This window comes from Mucilaginibacter gossypii, assembly GCF_017569325.2.
GTDB lineage: Bacteria > Bacteroidota > Bacteroidia > Sphingobacteriales > Sphingobacteriaceae > Mucilaginibacter > Mucilaginibacter gossypii.
Genome location: NZ_CP071878.2, coordinates 2,395,274 through 2,418,965 on the forward strand (window position 1 = coordinate 2,395,274; position 23,692 = coordinate 2,418,965).

Annotated in this window: 18 protein-coding genes; 5 read left to right on the forward strand and 13 right to left on the reverse strand. The window is 41.3% G+C overall.

Annotated elements, in window-relative coordinates:
* Nucleotides 1-64: 64 nt before the first annotated feature.
* From J3L18_RS10100 to J3L18_RS10125, 6 genes are all read right to left on the reverse strand, one after another.
* Entirely contained in the window at nt 65-2,164 is a 2,100-nt protein-coding gene (locus J3L18_RS10100) for a hypothetical protein (protein ID WP_129568054.1), read from the reverse strand.
* Between the two features lie 47 nt (nt 2,165-2,211).
* Nucleotides 2,212-3,312, reverse strand: coding sequence for a S8 family peptidase (locus tag J3L18_RS10105; RefSeq protein ID WP_129568055.1), 1,101 nt, complete (start codon nt 3,310-3,312; stop codon nt 2,212-2,214).
* Nucleotides 3,312-4,367 carry a hypothetical protein gene (locus tag J3L18_RS10110; protein WP_129568056.1) on the reverse strand — a complete coding sequence of 352 codons (1,056 nt, stop codon included), beginning with the start codon at nt 4,365-4,367 and terminating at the stop codon, nt 3,312-3,314. The genes J3L18_RS10105 and J3L18_RS10110 overlap by 1 nt, the downstream gene beginning before the upstream one ends.
* Nucleotides 4,368-4,561: 194 nt before the next feature.
* On the reverse strand, nt 4,562-4,876 hold the full coding sequence (locus J3L18_RS10115; RefSeq protein WP_129568057.1) for an HTH domain-containing protein: 315 nt from the start codon (nt 4,874-4,876) through the stop codon (nt 4,562-4,564).
* A 105-nt stretch (nt 4,877-4,981) separates the two neighbouring features.
* Complete coding sequence (locus tag J3L18_RS10120; RefSeq protein WP_129568058.1) at nt 4,982-5,557, reverse strand: dihydrofolate reductase family protein; 576 nt, start codon at nt 5,555-5,557, stop codon at nt 4,982-4,984.
* Between the two features lie 59 nt (nt 5,558-5,616).
* Nucleotides 5,617-6,039 (reverse strand): DoxX family protein, encoded by a 423-nt coding sequence (locus J3L18_RS10125; protein ID WP_129568059.1) that lies wholly within the window; start codon nt 6,037-6,039, stop codon nt 5,617-5,619.
* Between the two features lie 157 nt (nt 6,040-6,196).
* Between J3L18_RS10125 and J3L18_RS10130 the strand changes: the two genes are divergently transcribed.
* Nucleotides 6,197-7,177, forward strand: coding sequence for a GlxA family transcriptional regulator (locus tag J3L18_RS10130; protein ID WP_129568060.1), 981 nt, complete (start codon nt 6,197-6,199; stop codon nt 7,175-7,177).
* Nucleotides 7,178-7,410: 233 nt separating this feature from the next.
* A complete protein-coding gene (locus J3L18_RS10135; RefSeq protein ID WP_091162859.1) occupies nt 7,411-8,805 on the forward strand; it encodes an arginine decarboxylase in 1,395 nt (464 codons plus the stop codon).
* Nucleotides 8,806-8,862: 57 nt separating this feature from the next.
* Here J3L18_RS10135 and J3L18_RS10140 read toward each other — a convergent pair whose 3' ends face one another.
* The 7 genes from J3L18_RS10140 to J3L18_RS10170 form a co-directional block, all read right to left on the reverse strand.
* Nucleotides 8,863-9,096, reverse strand: a complete 234-nt coding sequence (locus J3L18_RS10140; protein ID WP_091162858.1) for a hypothetical protein — start codon at nt 9,094-9,096, stop codon at nt 8,863-8,865.
* Nucleotides 9,097-9,114: 18 nt separating this feature from the next.
* The gene (locus J3L18_RS10145) at nt 9,115-9,513 is read right to left on the reverse strand and encodes a hypothetical protein (RefSeq protein WP_129568061.1); all 399 of its coding nucleotides are present in this window, start codon (nt 9,511-9,513) and stop codon (nt 9,115-9,117) included.
* Between the two features lie 261 nt (nt 9,514-9,774).
* Nucleotides 9,775-10,791, reverse strand: coding sequence for a PorP/SprF family type IX secretion system membrane protein (locus tag J3L18_RS10150; protein ID WP_090525486.1), 1,017 nt, complete (start codon nt 10,789-10,791; stop codon nt 9,775-9,777).
* 1 nt (nt 10,792) lies between these two features.
* The gene (locus J3L18_RS10155) at nt 10,793-14,326 is read right to left on the reverse strand and encodes a PKD domain-containing protein (protein ID WP_129568062.1); all 3,534 of its coding nucleotides are present in this window, start codon (nt 14,324-14,326) and stop codon (nt 10,793-10,795) included.
* Between the two features lie 647 nt (nt 14,327-14,973).
* Entirely contained in the window at nt 14,974-15,678 is a 705-nt protein-coding gene (locus tag J3L18_RS10160; protein WP_090525482.1) for an NUDIX hydrolase, read from the reverse strand.
* Nucleotides 15,679-15,852: 174 nt separating this feature from the next.
* Complete coding sequence (locus J3L18_RS10165; RefSeq protein WP_129568063.1) at nt 15,853-17,613, reverse strand: ABC transporter ATP-binding protein; 1,761 nt, start codon at nt 17,611-17,613, stop codon at nt 15,853-15,855.
* A 35-nt stretch (nt 17,614-17,648) separates the two neighbouring features.
* Nucleotides 17,649-19,403 carry an ABC transporter ATP-binding protein gene (locus J3L18_RS10170; RefSeq protein ID WP_129568087.1) on the reverse strand — a complete coding sequence of 585 codons (1,755 nt, stop codon included), beginning with the start codon at nt 19,401-19,403 and terminating at the stop codon, nt 17,649-17,651.
* Nucleotides 19,404-19,651: 248 nt separating this feature from the next.
* On the opposite strand from J3L18_RS10170, the gene J3L18_RS10175 reads away from it, so the two are divergent.
* The 3 genes from J3L18_RS10175 (at nt 19,652) to J3L18_RS10185 (ending at nt 23,689) form a co-directional block, all read left to right on the forward strand.
* Nucleotides 19,652-20,284, forward strand: a complete 633-nt coding sequence (locus J3L18_RS10175; RefSeq protein ID WP_112651272.1) for a MarR family winged helix-turn-helix transcriptional regulator — start codon at nt 19,652-19,654, stop codon at nt 20,282-20,284.
* A gap of 152 nt (nt 20,285-20,436) precedes the next feature.
* Nucleotides 20,437-21,126, forward strand: a complete 690-nt coding sequence (locus J3L18_RS10180) for an ABC transporter ATP-binding protein (RefSeq protein WP_129568064.1) — start codon at nt 20,437-20,439, stop codon at nt 21,124-21,126.
* A 4-nt stretch (nt 21,127-21,130) separates the two neighbouring features.
* The gene (locus tag J3L18_RS10185; protein WP_208102465.1) at nt 21,131-23,689 is read left to right on the forward strand and encodes an ABC transporter permease; all 2,559 of its coding nucleotides are present in this window, start codon (nt 21,131-21,133) and stop codon (nt 23,687-23,689) included.
* The last annotated feature ends 3 nt before the right edge of the window (nt 23,690-23,692 follow it).

The following is a 23,692-nucleotide window of genomic DNA, read 5'->3' on the forward strand; positions in this document are numbered from 1 at the left end:
TAAATGGCGCTGCCATCCTTCGCCCTCGATTTATCGTTGGCCGACGAACCGTTAATCAAATCTGTTAACGTCCTTTAGTAAACAAGTTGAGTATCGGTATATCAACTAAAACCCCAACCGACCAACGTGTATATAACTTATTATCGCCGTAAGTGTTAGTTATCACATCTTTATTGGCTCCTGTTAAACTAACGCTACGCAAATTTGGCGCAACCTGGAAACCACCCGAAATTGAGATTGGTGTAGATGGTATACCTATAGATAAAAACAAACCGGGGCTTATGATATTCTTCAGCTCAATTTTGGGCACCTGCGCTACAGTGGCGCTGGTATCTTTTGCTACTGGGGTACTTCCGGATGTAAAACGGTATGAAGCAAGTGCGCCGATATCAATTAAAGAAACAAAAACAGAAGTCGACCATTTTTTATCGCCCGTAGGAACAAATAATAAACGGTGCCCCCAGCTAAATGAAATTCCTACCGGTGCTGAGAGCCCGTATGTACCTTTATACTTTTCATCAATGCCATGCACTTTTTCTTTACCTACATAAGGGCCAACATAGGCGTTTAGAGCGACATTAAAAATAGCCTCGCGTTTAACGGTTGAACTGCCTACCGGTAAAGCAATTGCTTCAATAGCATTTTTTACTTCGTCACTGTTTTTCGCTTTTGATACCTCAGCGGCAAAATTGGCATATTTAATAAACATTTTATTTATTGCCGGCCACTCGGTGAACGCTGCAATTTTCGCTTCAAGTTCATTTATTTCTTTCTTTATGGCAGTTTTGGCGACTGCATCCTGCAGTTTATCATATTCTGCTTTTTTGTCTGCAAGATTTCTAACTAAATCCTGTTTTATTGGGTTGGTAACGACTTTATTAATAAACAGGTTATCGTAAACGCCGCTAAGCTCAACTATGGCCGCTGGGTACTGTTTTTCGTAAACATCAATGTAAACATTGCCAAGACTCCTGGCTGATGACAGGTACTGATCAATCTTTGTGTCTTTCCGGTCAATCATTGGTATAGTAATATTGGCCGGGTCGACATTTAAAAGCAATGGTGATTTCAATAATTGCTCAAAAAGGTTTAGTGATGAATTATAAAGCGCGTAATAATCCTGGTAATTAAAAGTATTCTCGCCTTTTTGCTGAAGTTGCTTTAAATTAATGAAATACCTGTTTACTATTGTTGCTTTTTGGATAAATTCAATATTATAACTCTGATAAATTTCCTCAAACTTTAAAAAGTCGCCACTACGATCTTTCAGAAACTGCTTCATTGACCCCTCTTTAAAATTAATGTCTTTTTTTTCCAATTGCTGATAAAGCAAACCAAGGTAGATTTGGAAAGTTACAGGGTTACTAAACAGCATCTTCGCCGAATCGGCATCGACCCAGTATTTATCTCTCTGATTTGACCGTAATGATTGTGAAAAAAGATCAAAAGCTTGCAATGCCGGATATACATTTTCATTTACAAGCTTTAAGGTGCCATTGCCTGCTTTATTAACCAGATAGGTATGAAAAATATCCCCGGGATGGGAACCCTCATGAAACTCGTTGGCTATATACAAGGCATCGATGAAGATTATCCTGACGTGGGGCATGGCAGCAAACAATTGATCCATGCACGGGTCGTCAATCAAATTGGAAACATTGGGAAGTAATAGTGCCAGGTCTTTCTGAAATGACTCCCGCAGCAAATCCGTATAGGCGGCGTAATTATAGATCTCAACATCTATAGCTGTAAGTGATTTGTAAGTAACCGGGAATAATAACTGCAACTGCCTGGTACTGTCCAGTTCTTTTTTAAACCGAGAAAAAAAAGCCGTTGAAAGTTCCTGCTTTGTTCGTTCGACCAAAAACTTTGCAAGACCGTCGGCAAGATTGGTAACATCAAGAGAGCCTATGGATTGTATTAATCCGGATGGGCTGGGTATTGTCCCTCCGCTTGCACCTCCGGCTTCATAAATCCCGCTCAAACTAAAAAAAGGGTTTTTCTTGATAATAGTATCTACATTAGTGGTGTTCTTGAGATTAAAATAATAGGCAAACAAGGGCTTGTTTTGTGGGCTGATCCTTATTTTTCCGTCTTTGTCGTAAAGGCTTTTCAAATATAATACATCATAAAAAACGCGCCTTTCGGGTTGTTGTGCAAACATTTTGCAGGACAGAAGCAAGAGCAAAAAAAGGGAGGCGTATTTATATTTCATACAACATCATTAAAAAAATTCCATAAAAGTTCGGGTTTTAGCATTGGAAGATCGAAGGATGCTGGCGGGTTTCCATCGTCGGTTATAATGAACGTTGTTTTCTGCGTCATAGCCGCAAATTTTTCAATGATCGTAGCAAATGAATAACTAAAATTCATTTTTTGAATCATCAGCGCAATTATACCCGATGTAATAGCCGTCGCAAAACTACTTCCGCTATCAGCTATCAATTCGTTATCCTGATCATATGATTTTATTTGCGAGCCATTGATCACCAGCGATAGGAACTCATTTATACAAGGATAGCCATTCTCCTTATCCGGAACCATGCCGACCCCGATTGTATTTTTCAAACAGGCCGGATAATATTTACTTGTATCTCCAAATACTATCGAATTTCCGATAGAACAAACAATTATTTTATTGTTAGCTACGGCATTGTTTATAGCTTCCTGAATTAAACTTAGAGTAACCGCATTACTTATACCCGACGACCAACTTATTGAAACTATATGAATATCAGGATTTTTTGCACACCAATTAATCGCGTCAGCATATCTTTGTGCATCTCTCTCCGTGTTTTCAAATGTTCTTTTTTCGGATATTTTACAGGCGAATAAATTACAACCCGGAGCCACACCGACATAGTTACCGCTGATATTCCGTAGCCCAACAAGGGAAGCACAAAACGTACCATGACCGGCATTGTCTTTTATCTCAACATCATCGCCATAAACATAATACTTACTCTGATTATAAAACAGGTCTGTTATGCCTGGCGCAATACCGGTGTCAACCACAGCAACACCAACGCCTGTGCCTGCATACCGGCCCCAAATCTCCGGCAGGTTCAAGTCAATCATCCATTGCTGATAATTGCTCCCGGCACTATCTATTTGTTCGGCACCACCGCTCCAATAATGACTATTAGCATCGTCGCTCGCTTTATACCAGGTGTTGTTTCCGTCAAGTTCCTCTCCCTGCACAATCCCCGTTACTTCTATAATGTCACCCGGCTCTCTTACAGCACCGGTTTGATAGGTTGTATGAGCGCCTCCTACCCTGGTATTAAGCAGCTTGGTTACTTTAATGCGCATTAGCCTACTGGTTTTACGGTTACAGTGGTATTTTTAGTTGGTGTGGTTGCTTCTTCTTCAGGCTTTTTGCCTGCCGCACGTAAACTTACAATTTTGTTGATCAAATCGAACCAAAAGGGAGCGCCTAACATTAAAGCTATAGCTGTTAATAATAAACCAGTTATCTTGATTAAAAGCGACAAAAGGCTTTGGCAGAATGTTTTACCCTTCAAATCTGGAGTGTTTTGTGCCGTCCAACCCACAGGGATACCAGAGCTTACCAGAAACGTACTAACTGTGCTGATTTGCTGGGCGACTTTTTTTCCGTTAGGTGCGTTTTTACTTGTATCGGCAGGTATGTTTTTAATAACCGTTACTTTGCTGGCTTCAAACTTTATCGTATCAGTTTTAGGATTATATCCTTTTTCATTTACTTGTTTAACTACGGTTTGTAAATTGTCGGCTGTATGTTTCAATGCTTCCTGGTTACCCCAAAGCTTGTTTACAATATTTATGGTGTCAACATTTAAAGAGGCGCAGATTACCACCGAAATAATAAACACAATAAGCTGAGATGATCGTTTATAAACTCCCGAAGCCCTGTCCATGGCCGAGTTATAAAATGTTTCGATCTGTTTTTGAAAACTCTGAAGATCGCCCTGGGCGCGCTCATAAAAATTAAGAAGAAGTTTCCTGATTCCGGCAGAGATGCCAACCTGTGCCGCTATGCCGTCATCTGTTAAAACATCCCTAATCTTATTCATATCAAGGATAATATTTTTATCGTCTTTAAACTGATCCATTAAAGCCGCAGCGAAATTGCCAGCTGGGATATAAGATGGCAAACTGTTTAAATCTTTCTTTAAAGATGTAATGTTAGGATTGTTATAAAGCTTTTCTGCTATTTGTTTCCAGTCCTGGTCAAATAGTAAACATTCAATAGCATTTTTCAGATACTCCCCCCGCTTGTTAAGCAGGGCAGACAGATACTCATGAATTGTACTAACAGTTAGGCTCAGTGAAAAATAGGTGAACGACAGCGTGAGCGCAAGATCGATAATTGGGGAATTAAACATAAGGTTGCGGGTTTAGCAGACATAAAAATGTTTACCAATTTACAAAGCAATCGACCAAATATCAATCCGTTAAAATACGGTATTTTCATACGTAATTTTGCGCAAAAATCAGATGTTCCCTTGTTTTAAATTGGCTCAAAACAGCGAAGGCGTAAATTTTTATGAGTTGCCGAAAAACTAAGATATTACGATGATCAGTTTTGAGGATCATCATTTACCGCACGCGGAATAGTCAATAGTACCTCATTTTTTATGGCCGGCGGAATAACCAGCATCGGCTGAGAAATGATCTCACTTTTACCATCCGGCGAAAGGCAGCTTGCAACTAAAACCAAACATCCCTTTTCAGCTTCAAATGTCACTGTTATTTTTAATTGCTTCAGGCACTCAAGGTCTTGGTAGGCTGTACGGGTACTGATATGAAAATGTGATTTCAGCAGGTCGATAGAAACCACATCCCTGGTTTGCAGCAGCACCAATACCTTGAGCAACCTGTCGGCTCTGTTCATAACGGATCACATTTTTATATACAAAGGTGTAATGCGCTATTGACAACAGTGTGTCAGCAGTAAAGATGCGTTTTTAAACCGGTCGGTTTGATGCTGTTACCTAAGTTAACTAGGTGATTGATAAACCATCAATATAACACCCGATGAAAAAACTTTCTTTAAAACCAGTTTTAAAAGCAAGTGGCTTTTTACCCCGTTGAAAAGTGCTTTACCATTGCCTAAAATTACCGGGTGGATCCAAAGCTGGTACTCATCAACCAAATTCGCGGCCACCAGCTTTTTGACCACACTGATGCTTCCGTAAGTAAGGATGTCACGACCCTGCTGCTTTTTTAAATGCTTAACAGCCTGCTTTAGATTTCCTTTGACCAGTAATGAATTGTTCCACAACGCGGAGGTCATTGTTGAGGATATAACCACTTTTTGGTAGTTGTTCATCATATCTGCATAAGCAATATCCGTACGCGGAAAATTTATGCACTTGGCCTGAAAGGGCCAATAGGCAGCCATAGCCTGATACGTGTTTTTGCCCAATAAAATAGTATCTGCCCGGCTAAGCAATTCTGTTGTTGTCTCGGCTATTTCATCCGTCCAGTATTGATAGTGCCAATCCAGGCCTTCGTTCTCCGCCGCTACAAAACCATCCAGCGTAATGTTTAAGGATACGATCAGTTTGCGCATGGTAATAAATAAGCAAACCGGATTTGATAAACCCGGGATTTATAATAAAACTGAAAACACTAAGCCAGTTCAGTATTTCCGGCAAGTTTAGTGTTGGTTAAGCCCAGTTCTTTTACCTGCTCATACCTTTTCCATAAATAGTAGGTAAAGAACATGACAAGCAGCATAACTACCGGCGGAATGAGCATGGCAGCCCCGGCTCCAATAGCAAGCCACGATAAAAATGCACCGATAAAGCTAATGGTGAAGCCAGAATAAGCCCATTCTTTAATAACCAGGTACCTGGTTTGCGCTATGGCCAGTACACCTGCTATTTTTGCCCACCCCATAATAACCATGAGGTAAAAGGGATAACCAAGTTTAGCTAATGAATCTTTGCCAGCCTGCTGCATAGTGATTCCCCCGTAAGCATCGCCCAGCATAGCCAATAAAAAAAGGACGGTAAAGATCCAGTACAGGGTTTTAATTGTTTTTGGTTTCATGATGATATTTGGTTTGCGTGATTATATGTTTGTTAACGGTACAAAGTTATTTGGTGCGATAAAGTTGTGTAGCACGTAAAAAGGACTTGTTAAGGGGTTGTTTGCGACTTTAGTGTTCATTATCTTTATCCCAGATAACCAGTTATACAATAACAAAATGAAACATGTTGCCATCCTGATACCCAATGAAGCGGTTTTAGCCAGCATAGTTGACGCCAGAACCATTTTCACAGGCGCCAACGATTTTTTACAATCGATGAGGAGGCAACCTGTTTTTGACGTACAGATGGTTGGGATTTCTAAAGAAGTTAAGGTGCATGGCGGCATGTTTTCGGTTCATACGGATATTTTATTAAGTGATCTGCAAAAAAGCGATATGGTGATCATCCCTGCCATAAGTGGCGATCTTCAAAACGCGGTAAACGTAAACCGGGATTTTGTACCGTGGATCATCAACCAGTACAATAATGGTGCAGAAATAGCAAGTCTTTGTATCGGCTCATTTATATTGGCCTCTACAGGGTTATTGAACGGTAAAGAGTGTTCCAGCCATTGGATAACAGCCGATGCGTTCAGAAATATGTTCCCGGAAGTGAAGTTGGTTGACGGGCGTATTGTAACCGAACAGCAGGGTTTATATTCAAGTGGCGGCGCTACCTCTTACTGGAGCTTATTACTGTTATTGATTGAAAAGTATGCTGGGCGGGATATAGCCATCATGGCCGCCAAGATCTACGCACTGGAGATCGACCGAAAAAGTCAGTCTCCATTTGCGATGTTCACGGGTCAAAAAAAACACGAGGACAATCCTATAAAGCAAGCCCAGGAGTACATAGAAAATAACGTTACCGAAAAAATCTCAGTTGAAGACCTGTCATCAATGTATGCTATTGGCCGCAGGCATTTTGAACGCCGGTTTAAAAAAGCCACCAACAATACGCCGGTTGAATATATACAGCGCGTAAAAATTGAAGCAGCCAAAAAACAATTGGAAAGTACCCCCAAAAACATCAATGAGGTAATGTATGATGTTGGGTATACCGATGCCAAGGCATTTCGTACAGTTTTTAAAAAGATCACCGGGCTCTCGCCAATTGATTACCGTAATAAATATAACAAAGAAGCGGCTGTAGCATAGGTATGTTCATCAAAATTTTAGGCGCTTGCTACCCCTTCCCGGATCACCTATGTTGTAGCTTGGTTATTATCGAAAATATCTATTGATTATTAACCGCAACATACTGTATTGCAGTGGGTAATGGCAAATCTGGCTTCTACGGCAAAAACATTACATTCTGTCAATAAAATTAATCCTAACAAATAGCCAAATATTCCGTTTAAAAATTACATTTTTGCCCAAAATTTTTAAGGATGCAGAGTTATCAGGAATTTCTTGACTTAAGTGTAGGCTTTCCACAGGATGGTTTTGAGATCATCGACGATGAACTATACTTTCAGGACCTAAATTTGATGGAGATGATTGAAACGTACGGTACTCCCCTACGCTTTACTTATCTGCCTATGATATCCAAAAAGATCCAGCAAGCTAAACTGCTGTTTCAACAGGCCATCATCAAAAACAACTATCGCGGTAGTTATAAATATTGCTATTGCACCAAGAGCTCGCATTTCAAGCACATTGTTGAAGAAGCCCTGAAAAACGAGATTCACCTGGAAACATCATCGGCGTTTGATATGCCTATGATTGACGCGCTGGAGAAAAAAGGCACTGTAACAAAGGAAATAACCGTAATATGTAACGGCTTTAAAACCTTCCAGTACAAAACATATATTATTGATATGTTACATGATGGCTTTAAAAACATCATTCCGGTATTGGATAATAAAGAAGAATTTAACCTTTACGACGACGAAATTGAGATGGACACTCCTTGCAACCTGGGCATCCGGATTGCAGCTGAAGAGCAGCCTGATTCTCAGTTTTATACTTCACGTTTGGGTGTGCGTATGGAAGATGTTATTGATTTTTATCATAACAAAATTGAGGATAACCCTAACTTCCAGGTTAAGCTATTACATTTCTTCATTAACTCGGGTATTTCCGATACACCATACTACTGGAATGAACTTGAAAAATATGTAACTCTTTACTGCAAATTCAAAAAAGTAAATCCACATCTGGATACGCTTGATATTGGCGGTGGTATGCCATTTAAAGATTCACTGGTTTTCGATTTTGATTATGAATACATGATCAACGAAATAGTAAGCCGGATCAAAGAGATATGTGCCGAGCATGACACGATGGAACCGGATATCATTACCGAATTTGGTAAGTATACTGTAGCCGAAGCTTCTGGTATCCTGTACAAGGTATTAGGCCGTAAACAACAAAACGACCGCGAACGCTGGCTGATGCTTGATGGCTCGTTCATTACCAATCTGCCAGACGTTTGGGCGCTGAACCAAAAGTACATCCTGTTGCCGGTTAACAACTGGGATTCGGAATACGAACGTGTAAACCTTGGGGGTATCACCTGCGACGGGCAGGATTATTACAACCAGGAAGCGCATATGAACAGCGTATTTATGCCTAAAACCCGTAAGGTGCAATATTTAGGTTTCTTTAATACCGGCGCCTACCAGGAAGTATTAAGTGGCTACGGCGGTATCCACCACTGCCTGCTGCCATCACCCAAGCATGTGATCATTCGCCGTAACAGGGACGAAACGTTTAACTTTGAGGTGTTTGGAGAAGAGCAAAACAGCAAGCAAGTATTGAAAATTCTGGGTTATACCACGTAATTTTATATATAATCATAACAGCAAAAAAAAGGTGGCCATTTCGGTCACCTTTTTTGCTTAACGGCCTATGGTGCCATCTCCGACACCTGCTCCTTCAACATTTGGATCCGGAAGATCAGCCAGGCTACCATCCTCATGTAAAACTTTAAAGTGTTTTCTTTGAGGACCTTTTGTTTCAAGACAGGGATTGTTTCGGGCAGCATAGTTATAGCTGTCTTTAATGTTACTTTCCCTGGTCTCCTTAATATTACCCTGCCGGGAAGCAGGATAGTTATTTTTATAATCATTCATGATTATACCCTCCTTTTACTAAATTCCTTCAGTTCCTGGTTCATGACCAACCATCCTGCCGGTGGTGCGTCCTTGCGGGCGGCTCTCAAAATCAGTTTTAGCGGGGCCTACCGACGGAAATTCCTTTTTATTCGGCGGTGTTACATCTGTTTGCTCACTAAATGAAGTATCGGCACTTCTGTTGGGTTGATCAATCTCCGATTGGCTATGGGTACCCACCTGTTCGTCTTCGGTTTTTTCTACCTCAGGCTGTTCATCATAGTCTACTATATCATTTACCTCATCCAAATCATCATCATTTTCAAGATCACGGTTTGGATCGGTTTCATCACCATTCACAGAAAATGAGTTGGTGTTGTTTTCAAAATCATTACGATCATTATCCTGGTTTCCCCAGTTTCCATTATTGGTATTCATAGGTTTTAATTTTAGTTGTTATTTAATAAACCTACGAAACAATTGTATTGTTTTATTTTTTATCCTTTTAAGAAATTAAATATCGTAAATTAAAACTATTATAGTTGTAATTATTAGGAAGCTTCAAAATAGTTTATAAATGTTATGCAGCATGGCATAATTGCTCCTTCGCGAGCCGAACCAGATTACAGAGCTTGATTCGGACTAATCTCGAACGATACGGCAGTTTATCCGCCAATATATTAAAAACGCTTTTTAAAATTAAAAAGTATGCTGAGGGCAAGTTACTTTATATCGATTATTAAGCAGGATGCCTAACACAATTTCATGCGAACCATGACTCACCGTATTTAGGGCAGATGTTGTAAAATCGTATGAGTAGCCAACATTAATAAGCGAACTCAGGTTAAATCCAACCAATGCCGCGTATGAATCATTACGGCGGTATGAACCACCAATCCAGAATCTGTCTTTGAATGACATTTTCATGTTCACATCAAAAGTTACCGGAACCGGTGCTATAAATTTCAACAAGGCTGAAGGCATAAGCGTAATATCATCAGATACAAAAAGCTTAACGCCGCCGGTCACAAAATAATGGGGTACCGTTTTGTTTTGTACAGCAGTTGTCGAAGTAGTTACATATAAATTTTGCGGAAGGATTTGCTGTACCGACGCACCAAAAAAATAATTAGATGAATAAGCCCATACGCCTACTCCCAAATCAGGTTTCCACTGCGCGCCCGCGATGCTATTAATGGTTGGGTCATTTTGATCAACATAGGTAAGTTTACTTTTATCTATAATATTATGACTTACCCCAGCAGACACCCCTACCGCTAAATTCAATGTTTCGGTAAGGCCGAGGTGATAAGCGTAAGTAGCGTCAATATTGGTTTGTGTTATCGGGCCTGTTTTATCAGACACCACCATTAATCCCACGCCATGATGCGGCTCGGCAGCCATGTAATTTTGTGTATATGACCTGCTTGATGGGTTTAAACCTCCACCCGCAGGAAATGCAGTGGCATCGCCCTGCAAAAACCGGTTACCTATAGGCGCGTTTACTGAAAAATAGGACGTTACCGGTGCACCTTCAAGCCCTGTCCATTGGCTGCGATAACCCAGTTTTACATCGGTATAGTTTTCAATACCGCTTAACGCAGGGTTTAAAAGGTAATTATTGAATACGTATTGAGTGTACTGCGGCCGTTGCTGTGCTTTTGCTAATTGAATTGTTACGGCAATAATAAGTAGAGTATATAAAATTCGCTTCATTTTATCTGATAATGGTCACATTACCTGCAATAACCTCCCGGCCATTTTTCGGATCAATAATATAATAATAAGTCCCGGGAGGCAAATATGAGCCTTTGTATTTCCCATCCCAGGGTACACTATAACCAATTGACGAATATACCTTTTCTCCGAATCGGTTGTATACGTCAACCTTATTATTTGGATAACTTTCTAAATATTTAACATTCCAAATGTCATTTACCCCATCTCCATTAGGCGTAAACACATTGGGAACGACTAAAAATTTTAAAACCTTTACCGATACGCTGGCCATAGCCTGGCATCCATGTGCCGATGTAACCACTACCTGATAGGTAATATCCTGCGACGGACTTGCAACAGGATTAGCCACATCATCATGATCAAGGCCTGTTGCCGGTGTCCATTTATAACTTAAGTTATTATCGTTTACTATGGGTTTTAAAACGCGCTTTGTGCCTTCAAGCATAGTAAAATCCGGCCCCAACGTTACAACAGGCGATACATCTACCTTAACCTGCTGCATAACTGTATCAGTGCACGCATCCCGGGTGGTATAAATGTACATGATATCAAATTCGCCGACGCCCGAAACAGCAGGGTTAAACACACCATCTGTACTAATACCAGTTCCTGAAAATACGCCCGAACCGGCAGGGGCTTTAATTTGGGGAATCAATTTTTTGGGCTCCGATTCGATACAAAAAACAGGCGCCTGATCAAAGGTGACTACAGGCGAAGCTTTTAAATTAACCGGAATTTCTGCGACATCAGAGCATGATGTACCCGAATATGCAATTACTCGCAAGATAGCCTGCCGCGATCCTGATGTGAACAAAGGATATTTATGCCTGAGTTGCCTACCATATGCCGGATGGTCATAAACTACCGTAGTTGATGGGTCGTTGATGTCATAAGTAACCTCCAGCCGGGTAATCTCGCCGAAATTAACCGAGGATTGGTTTTCAAAAAACACTTCCTGAGCGCTGCACAAACCTGCCGGATCCTTAATAATTACTTTAGCTTTTGGCTTACTACCGTTAATTGTTAATGACTTTGAAGCCGATGTAAAAGAGCATCCATTTTTTGAAGTAACCTTAAGTGTAACCTGGTAATTGCCGGCTAAAAACTTGTGCTTCGGGTTTTTATCGTGGGAAATATTCGGGTTAGCTGGTGCTGCATTAGGGTCACCAAAATTCCATTCGTAGGTAAAGCCAGCTTCTGTGGCATCAGCAATTGTACTTTGATCAGTAAACTGAACAAAGTCATCTTCACAGGCATCGGGCAACAAAAAATCAACTACCGGCACAGGATAAACTTTGACAGGCAGCGGGGCTATATTACTTGTACAACCATTATCATTTGTAACGGTTAGCTTAACCAAATAATCTCCCGGTCCACTAAACGTATGATTAAATGGGTTCTTGCTTTTAAGGGTTTCAACCGGTGTGCCATCACCAAAGTCCCATTGCCAGCTAATGATACTTCCTTCGGCAGATGTGGAGTTATCCGTAAATGTAACATCCTGACCTGTACAGCTTGGCGACGAATAGCTAAAAGATGCAAGAGGTGGTTTTGATATATGTATTTTTATTGGATCAGATGCAGCGCCGCATCCATTTTCATTGGTAACAAAAAGTTTAACCAGGTAATAACCGGGTTGGGCGTATTTGTGTACAGGGTTTTGCACAACATCAGTTAACCCATCGCCAAAGTCCCATCGCCATGTTTTAATTTGCCGTGTACCTGAGGTTGACTGGTCGGTGAATTGAACATCGCTGCCAAAACAGGTGTTTGCAAAATTGAACTTTACAATCGGTGGCACTGAGATATTAAAATCAAACTCTATATCTTCATTCGATCCGCATTCATCTGCAATAGGGTTAAATACAGTCGCCACTACACTATAATCGCCGTCGATATAGGTTTTATCTCCCGGACATTCATAAGTGTAAAGCACCTTCGAATCCTTTATGACAGAACCGGTTGGTATAGGGTTGTCTACAACAATAGCAGCACTGCCATCCTTAACGTCCCAGCTTATTTTATTGGTTTGAAATGGCAGCGTAAGCTGCAGTTTATAATGAGTATCAGTACAGCCATTGGCCTGCACCGTCTTGTCCGCAGGATTTAATAATACAATAAACTCATTCAGGTTTTTAAGGTTGGTGCCCGCAGCATAACCATATGATTCCGTTTTGCCAAACCCATAAGCAATTGCGTTGAACCCCTCGGATGCTTTGATATTATGTACACCTGCATTTACGCTGATTTGTGCATAAGAATAAATACTGTTCGGCACAGGAGAAAACTGAGTATAAGGTTCTCCATCGAGCGAAAACGTTGGCACCGCAGCTGTTTTAATAATAACATTAATAAAATTATTCAGGATCCTATAGTTTCCGGTTGAGTTTAGCGTAACGTGATCGAGTGTTTGTTCAATCGGGGTCAGATAGATCATTTCAGGATCACCTGTATCACCTTGAATAAACTGGCAATTTAAACCTTCGCCCTGGGTTACCGCATACTGCACTACCTGGATTGGTTTATCGGCAGCGATAACGTTAGTTGTGGTTGATGTAAACTCGTAATACAAGCCATTGTTTAGCCCTCCCGTTGGCGCGGCACCGTTTACAGTAACCTTTGTATCGGGCGAACTAAGCACTATTCTTAAGATATCATAATAGCGCCCTTTTAAAGGCGCGGTTACATAGTTCTTACCCCAAACTGCTAAAGGATAAACCTGCTGAAAGAGGTTATCTGATGATCCCTTATCGCCCTGACACCCTATGCTTATTTTTGAGCTGCCCGAAAAAACAGCAATTTTTTTACAGGCCCCGGCTGCGCTCACAATTGAGCGAATGCGGCTGCCGGTAAGGTCAGTAGCTGATAAGGCCTGGTATACTTCGCCTTTTTTCAAATTAACGGTAAATGGTTGGTTTGCAGGGATCCCGTTTAGCAGTGGCTGCGAGGGGGTTATTTCAACCGTGGTATTATCTTCTGTAGCTATTACCGCAAAGGTTGAATATGAGGGTACTTCTTCAGTATTTTTTGTACCGTTGTTTGAGTTTGATATTTGTTTATAGTTAATGGAGAGGTAATCTTTACCGAGCGTATTAACGGGCAGAAGAAGCGTTGCGCCGGATACGTTCTCTGCAAAAATATGCGCGTAAACTGCAATAGGTTTTAACGATGTGATATGAATCCCCTTTAAAAACTGCCCCTGGTTTCCTACAAAGGCTTCGGGGGGGATAGCTACCGTCAATATATCCTTTGCGTTAACCTGGTAGGTACTTGAAAAGCTGCCATCTGCAACTTTAACTGTTACAGTGGTATTTACGTCGGCAGTTATGTAAAGGTCCATCTGACTACCCCTGCCCAACGCGGTAGGACTGCCTGCTGCACCATCAACGTGGTCAATATATGCGGTATAAAACTCCGTACCCTGGTTTGAACCTTGCGCGTTAGTGCAAATGGCAATGCATATGAAAATAAAAGAGAGGCTTAACGACCGCAAAAAAATTATCTTGCTCAAAGGTGTACAGTTGGATTTGGTTTTGTAGTATTAAACTAACCCTTTAAAAATACAAAAACCTTTAATTTATACGGTATGATTATATAAAATAACCAGCCCGTTTAATTGCCCGGTCAATTTCATAATTAGCTACATTTAATTTATAACTAAGCTCAGTCGCTTTTCCGCAGATCATAAGCTTCAAGAGCATTTTAAATGATGTATTTCAGATCGTCACGCTATCATGGTATAGTAATGGTTTTGTGAATCCCCGCGATAACAGTATCAGAAAAAATATGGCTATTTAAAAACCCGGTCAGCAGGTTTAGGTGGTAATAAAAAAACACGTGCTAAAACAGGACACACGCAAATAACAGGGGTTAACACGACTTAACACATTTCAAACACCACGCATTCAATTACCTAATAATCATTTATTTATATTTTCATAGGGTTAACACTAAACTAATTTTTGAGTAATCATGCACATCCGAATGTTTGCGCCTGTTATTAGTAAAAACATGCTGACAAGACCGGGTGCATTTAAACCACATCAGGCCATAAAACAAGCATAATTTGATGTTAATTACCAACCCGACACCATTTCGTTAGTTATATGAATAACAAGGCGTTGTCACTAAAATATTAAAACGCATTTGTTCTGCATGTTAAAAAAACTTATCCGGGTTGGGCACCAGGTTCAGGAACTTTTCAAAATTTTCCTCGTAATGCGACTGATCAAGCTTATAGTAAAATGCACCTTTTTTTGATGAAAGCTTATCTTTTTCGGGAAGCTTTACAAGCAAACCTGTTGAAAGCAGCTTACGGCTAAAGTTCCTGTCATCAAACTTGGTTTGATAAACTCCTTCATAAAGGGCCTGTAATTGCGGAATGGTGAACTTTTCCGGAAGCAATTGAAATAAAATCGGGTGAAGCGCGGCTTTATAACGCAGTTGTCTTTTAGCCAGGCGCACCATTTCATTATGATCAAAGATCAGATCGGGCATCTCATCCAGTAAAAACCATTCGGGGTGATATTCTTCACTTAGTTGGGCTTCATATTTATGAATGTCGATAAGCGCGAAATAAGCAACGGAAAGGGTCCTTTCTACCGGGTCACGTTCCGGTTTACCGAATACCTGGAACTGCTCCATATACACATTCTTAAGCCCCGTGCGCAATTCAAGCACACGGTTTGCAGCATCTTCGGGTGATTCGGTTGGTTTTATAAAACCACCTATCAGGCTCCACTTGTGTTTTTCGGGCTCAAGGCCACGCTGAACAAGCAATAACTTAATATTTGCCCCGTCGAATCCAAATATGATACAATCTGTTGCAACTAAAATGCGCGTTTCGCCGCTGTACTTATGCATAACTTAGGTTAAGTTTATATGCAATTGTAAAAATAATTTAGCAATTATTTAGTGTTGATCGGACAACTATTTTATATACCGGCAATTTATCTCCAAAAATTTAAAACGATTTATCAAATCCGGATAAAAAACAAGGCAAAACCGTGATACCGCATATCCATATCCCAAGAAAGATCAGCTTACCCTCTTTCCTTGCAACAATAAATCCATAGCGTCATCAAATGATCCAGCCCTGATCACCTCACCCGAGTTTACAAAAAAGATCTCATCAGCATTTTCAATCGTATTTAAACGATGTGCTATGATTACCCTTGTAGTAGTTTTAGGCAGTTTATCCAAAATGTCGCTCAACAGTTTTTCGGTAATGGTATCAATGTTGGCTGTGGCCTCATCCAGTATCAAAATTTCCGGGTTGCGTAAAACAGCCCGCATAAAGGCAATAAGCTGCTTCTGGCCCAAGCTAATGCTGTCGCCGCCTGATAGAACTTTGGTGTCCAACCCTTCTTCAAAAATTGCCAGCAGGCTGCCCAGGTTGGCATCCCTGATCACCTGTTCCATTTCTTCGTTGGTATGATCTTCAAAAAGCTCGTTGCCATAAAGGATATTATCTCTTACCGTGCCTGTAAACAGGAACGGCTCCTGTAAAATAAAGCCTATTTTTCGGCTGCGTTCCTCGGCCGTAAAACTCCTGATATCTTTCCCGCCAAGTAACACCAACCCTTTAGTAGGGTCATACAAACGTGCTATTAATGAAGCCGTTGTTGTTTTGCCGCCACCTGTGGGGCCAACTAAGGCATAGGTTTTGCCGCGCTCTAATTTAAAGCAGATATTATGGAGGATCTCCCTGCTTTCATCATAACTAAAGTGCACATGTCTGAACTCTAATAAAGCAGCATCTGGTTCGTTAATGCCTACCTGCAGCACGGGCAAATCGGTTTCAAGGGATAAGATCTGCGAGATCCTGTCCCAGCCCGCCATCGCCAGCTGAAAATTTGTCCATAAGGCAGCTAATTGCCTTAACGGGTTATAAAAATTAGTAGCATATGATAAGTAACTCACCAGCAATCCGATAGAGAACATACCTTTACTGATTAGGTAGATACCAAAACATAGTACAGTAAGCTGGGCCATACTGGCAAGTAAACCATATACTGGTACAAACACGTTGTTAGCCAGGCCCGATCCAATAGCTGTTTTATAGTTTTGATTGTTAGCGATGTCAAAACGCTTCCTGAAATAATCGCGCCGGTTAAAAGCGATGATCACTTTAAAATTATTAATGCTCTCCTGGATCTCACCGCTCAATGCACCGGTACTTTTCAAATTTGCTGCATTTTTTCTTTTTATCCATGGTGATAATACCAGCGTTAAAAACAGGATGACCAAGGCCGGAGATAAAGCAGCTGCTCCCAACTCAATATTGATAGCCAGCAAAAAAATACCGGCGCCAATCATAATAGAGATATTGCCGATAAACTGCATCAATGACTGGGAGAAGAATTGATTAAGCTTGTCGGTATCGTTGTTAACCCTCGATATCAGGTCGCCGGCCTTGTTCTGATTAAAAAAGGCTACCGGCAACTGCTGTAACTTATTAAAGATAGAATTGCGTAGTGTAAATAACATCCTTTGCCCTACCCCTCCCATCAGCGTGGTTTGTTTATAGCTGGTAAATAACGCCACCAGGTACATACAAAATAAAATAGCCGCATTATGTAAAACTCCGCTAAAATCCTTGTGCTGCACATATTTGTCAATAGTATGACCAATAATGAGCGGCCCGAGCAGGTTAAGTGTAGAGTTAACAAGGATTGCAAAAAAAGCAATGATGAGTGTACGCTTTTCATGGGCTATCAGCTGGAGCAGCTTTTTTAACCCGGCCAGCGTAGAAGTTTTTGGCTGATTTTTACCTAATTGGTTAAGATCGTAGTTCATTATAATCAATATTTTTTCAGTCGTTAACTTTATGTTTAATGGTTAACACCCTGTTCGTAATTGCTGGTACTTTGCTGTGAATTAAAGATCTGTACATAATCCGGGCTGGTTTTCATCAGCTCATCATGCACGCCGCTGGCTACTATTTCGCCCTGCATCAATAGTATGATTTGGTCATAGTGTTCAACAGACGCAATTTTCTGGGTTACGGATATCAAGGTTAAACCCGGATAGTTCTTTTGGATATTAGCCAGGATCTTCCTTTCTGTGTTGTTATCAACCCTTGCCGTAAAATCATCAAGCAGCAAAACCTTTGGATTAACTGCAAGTGCCCGGGCCAGCATAATGCGTTGCTTTTGTCCGCCCGAAAGGCTTGAGCCCCGTTCAGAAACAATGGTGCTTAATTTATCGGGCAGGTTATCGATAAACGTACTTAACTCGGCCGTTTCAATAGCTTTTTGAAGCGATTCATCAGTTACCGTATCACTGAAAGCTATATTTTCACGGATGCTCATGTTAAAGATGATGCTATCCTGAAAAACAAAGCCAACCTGCCGGTGAAAGGTTTCGCTGTCATATTCGGCAACGTCTTTACCATCAAACAACACTTCTCCCTCGGTAGCGTTGATCAAACCTGTAAGCAGGTACAACAATTGTGTTTTACCGGCAGATGTAGGCCCGATGATGGCGATTTTTGAACCCGCATTTACTTTAAATGAGATGTTTTTCAGCGCCGATTTTTGGCCGTAGCTTATTGTAACGTTCCTCAGTTCCACATCGCCGCGTAAAGTATCCTTCAACGGGCCACCGTCGGTAACATCCGGCGCATTCAAAACCATGCTGATCCTCGTAAATGAAGCGGTAGCCTGGGCTATCAGGTTGCTCATGAAACCTAAAATGAATATCGGGAATATCAATAACGACAGGTAGCTGTTGAAAGCCGCGAAACTACCCAGGGTCATGCTGCCGCTGATTACGAAATGCCCGCCCATTACCAAAATAGTAAATGCTGCCATGTTAGCGGTAAACGTTACAATAGGAATGAGCCCGGCAAAAAAACCAAGGATCTTTAAACCGTAATCCTTTGCTTCGGTATTGGCAGCGAGGAATTTATTGTATTCCAACTGCTGCGAGTTGATCACCCTGATGAGTGCTGCGCCAAGTATGCTCTCGTTAATTACCTTATTCAACTGGTCGATAACGCCGCGGCTTTTCATAAACAACGCGCGCACGTTTTTCAAAACGTAAAAAAAAGTACCGCCAATGATGGGAATAATAGTGATCACAACCAGCGCAAGTTTCCAGTTAATGGTGAGCAGCATAACACTGCAGCCAATAATGATAAATAGCGACGATACAATAGAAACCAAAGCCTGCGATACGAATAGTTTGATCGAATCGATATCCGAAGTAAGGTTGGTTAACAGTTTTGAAGGGTTTGCCTGTTCGATAAAAGCATGGGTTTGGCGGGATATTTTATTAGCCAGTTGCTGCCTGAGATCACGCGCTACTTTTTCAGATGCATATATTTGCACAATTGCCTGTAAGCCTGCAAACAAAAATACCACAATTGTCGCCGTCAGAAATTTGGCCATAACCTCGTTTATCACAAAATGATGATTGGAGTAGGCATCAATACCGTTAGCTATAATTTTAGGCAGCCAAAGGTTCATGGCATTGCCCAGTAAAGCAAATAACAGTAACAGCGCCACAAGCCCTTTATATGGTTTCAGCAAACTAAATACGCCGGGAGGTTTACTGTTTGTTTTTTTTGTAGGATCAGGTTGCATAGTGATCTTTGATTTATAATTCTCTTCTGCGGGTATCAAATCGCGCTTTTATTATAGTTGACGACTCAGCCTGCAAAACATTTTTATTTCAATCTAAAATTATCGAAATAAATCAGAACAGAACGGCAAGCCATTCTCATTTTCCATATATTTCTATTTCGATATAGTTTGGCAAATATATTTCTATTTAGGAACAATTAAAACATTTTAGAAATAAATTTATAATTTTACACCCAAACCGTAATAAAATGAAACCAATAGTGCAATTAGTTGATGAATGGACTGCTTTTGAAGAAGTAAGTGAACAACCTACTGTAGAAGCGTTTTGCAGATATTATCTGCAAAAGCAACGCCCAAAACCTAAACAAGCCGGCAAAAAAGGTGAGCGCATCATGAACGGCGCATACCTGCTTAAAACCCTCGGCCGCATCCTGAGCGCTTATTCGCTTTATTTCCGGTCGGCAGTTAACCACATCGGCATCCCTCCTGCCGAAAGTTTCTATTACCTGAATGGTTTACTTCACCTTGGTGAAGTAAGAAAAAGCGACTTGATCAACTATATGTTTGCCGAAACAACAACGGGCATGGAAGTCATTAACAGGCTCATCCGGGAAAACAAGATAGATGAACGCACCTCGCCCGATGACAAACGGGCTAAACTGATCAAGATAACCGAGAAGGGCATTACGGCTCTTGACGAATATTATAAGATCTCTGGAAAAGTGGTGGAAATGACTTTTAAAGGTATCGATGATGATATTTTAACCGATTGTTATGAAATGCTAAAATATTGTGAGCAGCGGAACTCCGCTGTTGCCATCGAACTAAAAAATAAACCTTTTGACCAGATGTATGAGCTTGCAATGGCAGATAAAGCTTAACTTCAATCCCGGTTACGTCGTTATTATTCAGATAAAAGCCAACCTCAAAACTCAATGTCAGCTAAAAGTAAAGATGGCATAATACTTGGGTGTTTAATGGCCGGGCGTAGTAACAACCCCGGCTTTTTTGTATCTATACCAAAAAAACATCCGTGGACAATATCCTCAATATCTCTGATTTAAGTAAAACATACCAAAGTGCAGGTCGTACACTCACCGTGCTCGATCAAATAAATTTCTCAGTCGCAATAGGTTCAACCAATGCTATAGTCGGGCCATCAGGCAGCGGAAAAACCACCCTGCTTGGCCTTTGTGCCGGGCTTGACCGCTCAACTTCAGGCACCGTTGAACTCAATGGCATTAACCTTAACAAGCTTACTGAAGATCAGCGTGCACAAGTGCGGAATCAGCATGTAGGTTTCATATTTCAGAATTTCCAGTTGCTACCGACACTAACTGCACTCGAAAACGTCATGGTGCCACTTGAGCTTAGGGGCGAAAAAAACATCAAAGCAAGGGCTTTGGATCTTTTAGATAAAGTAGGCTTATCAGAGCGCAGCCATCATTACCCGCTCCAGCTTTCGGGCGGCGAGCAGCAGCGTGTATCACTTGCACGCGCATTTTCAAATGCTCCCCGGATCCTGTTTGCCGATGAACCCACGGGGAACCTGGATGCAGAAACCAGCGATAAGGTGATCAAACTTATTTTCGACCTGAATAAGGAAGCGGGCACTACCCTCGTGGTTGTAACACATGACCCTGAGCTGGCAGCCAAAACCCAGCGCATCATCAGGATCAAAGGCGGCAAACTGATTGCTGACGAGAAAACCATTAACGGATAAGCTAATGGACAATACCGCAATTGATTTTAAAAGAAAGATAAATATCCCCTGGCTATTCCGAATGGCCTGGCGCGATAGCCGGCGCAACCGTTCAAGGCTCTTCCTTTTTATATCCGCCATTGTGTTTGGGATAGCTGCACTGGTAGCCATTTATTCGTTTAAGTACAATGTACAAAATGATGTGAACGATCAGGCAGCCACGCTCATAGGTGCAGATCTCGCCATATCCGGAAACAAACCTGTTGATGATAAATTGAAGCATATGCTCGATTCATTAGGCGACGAGCGCTCACAGGAACGAAGCTTTGCGTCCATGCTTTATTTTCCGCGCACAAATGGTACCCGGTTGGTGCAGATCAGGGCTTTACAGGGAGGTTTCCCCTACTACGGCACTTTAGAAACTACACCCGAGGTAGCCGGACTCACCTTTAAAAAAGGCAGAATGGCGCTGGTTGATAAAACCCTGATGCTGCAATTCGATGCCAAAGTGGGCGATTCGGTAAAAGTTGGCAATCTCAATTTTCAGATTGCCGGCATTCTGAATAAAGCACCCGGTCAAAGCGGCGTAATGGCGGGTATTGCCCCGGTGGTTTATATCCCCATGCAATACCTGGAACAAACCGGGCTTGTAAAAATTGGCAGCCGGGTTAATTACAGTTTTTATTACAAGTTCAATTCATCTGTAAATGTAGATAAGCTCAGCAAAAAAATTGACCCAATACTCGACAGGGCCGGAATGCGCTTTGAAACCATCGAAACCAAGAAAGACAATACCGGCCGAGCCTTTGGCGACCTGAGCCGTTTTTTATCATTGGTTGGTTTTGTAGCCCTATTGCTGGGCTGTGTTGGGGTAGCCAGTGCTATTCATATTTATGTAAAAGAGAAAATCGCGTCAATAGCTATCATGCGCTGTTTGGGCGTTAAATCCTCTGAGGCATTTTTAATTTATCTGATACAAATTGTTGGGATTGGCATTATTGGTTCTGTTACGGGGGCAATATTGGGTACGGCTGTTCAACATTTATTGCCCCTTGTATTCAAAGACTTTTTACCGTTTACCATTTCCGTACAAATATCGTGGATGGCTATTGGCCAGGGTATTTTACTTGGGGTCATTATCTCCATATTATTTGCTTTACTCCCTTTAATTTCTGTTCGAAACATTTCGCCGCTTAACACGCTCCGAATTTCAGTTGATGAGAGCGTGAACAGACGGGATCCTTTGCGTTGGCTGGTTTACCTGTTGATACTGATCTTTATAATAGCTTTTACTTATTTACAGTTAGACAGCGTGATAGGCAGTATCCTGTTTACACTTGGGATCTTAATTGCATTCCTGATCCTTACCGCTACGGCCTGGCTGTTAATGCGCATCACTAAAGCAATAGTAAAAGGTTCATGGAGTTACCTGTGGCGACAAGGTTTTGCTAATTTATACCGTCCCAATAATCAAACAATTATTCTTATCGTATCAATCGGCTTAAGCACAATGTTTATCTGCACACTTTATTTTGTGCAGACGTTATTGGTACAGCAGGTTAATCTTTCATCCAGCGGTAATCAATCAAACATGATCTTGTTTGATATCCAAAGCAATCAGGAAAAAGGTGTTGTTCAGTTAACAAAACAACAGGGGCTTCCGGTACTGCAACGAGTACCAATAGTTACTATGCGTATTGAACAAATTAATGGCAAAACCGCTGCCGATCTTACGAAGGACACTACCATCAAAATACAGCATGGTGTTTTTGCCTGGGAATACCGGGTAACCTTCAGGGATTCATTAACATCTTCAGAAAAATTACTGGATGGCAAATGGATCGGTAAAGCTGATCCTTCAAAAGAAATCCCGGTATCCGTTGAAGAAAACCTCTCCAAACGGGGAAATCTTAAAATTGGCGACAAAATAGTATTTAATGTGCAGGGCGTACAAATGCCGGCATATGTTGCCAGTATTCGCAAGGTTAACTGGGGTAAGGTACAAACCAATTTTCAGGTGGTTTTTCCGAAGGGAATACTTGAGGGTGCACCGCAATTTCATGTGTTGATGACACACGTGCCATCAAACAAGGTATCAGCAGCTTTTCAGCAGGTTGTAGTAAGGGCTTATCCTAACGTTTCGATAATTGATCTGGGGCTAATTTTAAGTGTTGTTGATGAGCTGTTAAGTAAAATCAGCTACGTTATACGTTTCATGAGCGCGTTCAGTATTATAACAGGTATTGTGGTGCTGATAGCATCTGTGCGGATCAGCAAATACCAGCGCATCCAGGAAAGTGTTTTATTACGTACGCTTGGTGCAAGCCGTAAACAAATATTCACTATAACAGCGTTGGAGTATTGGTTTTTGGGCAGCCTGTCGGCCTTAACCGGAATCCTGATAGCTTTTGCAGGCACTTATTTCCTGGCAAAATATAGTTTCGAAATACCGTACAGTGTGAACATGTTACCGGCACTTGTACTATTTTTAACAGTAAGTTTGTTGACTGTTGTTATCGGCTTACTGAACAGCCGTGGAGTGTTAAACAAGCCGCCGCTTGAGATTTTAAGAACAAACGCCTGAGCG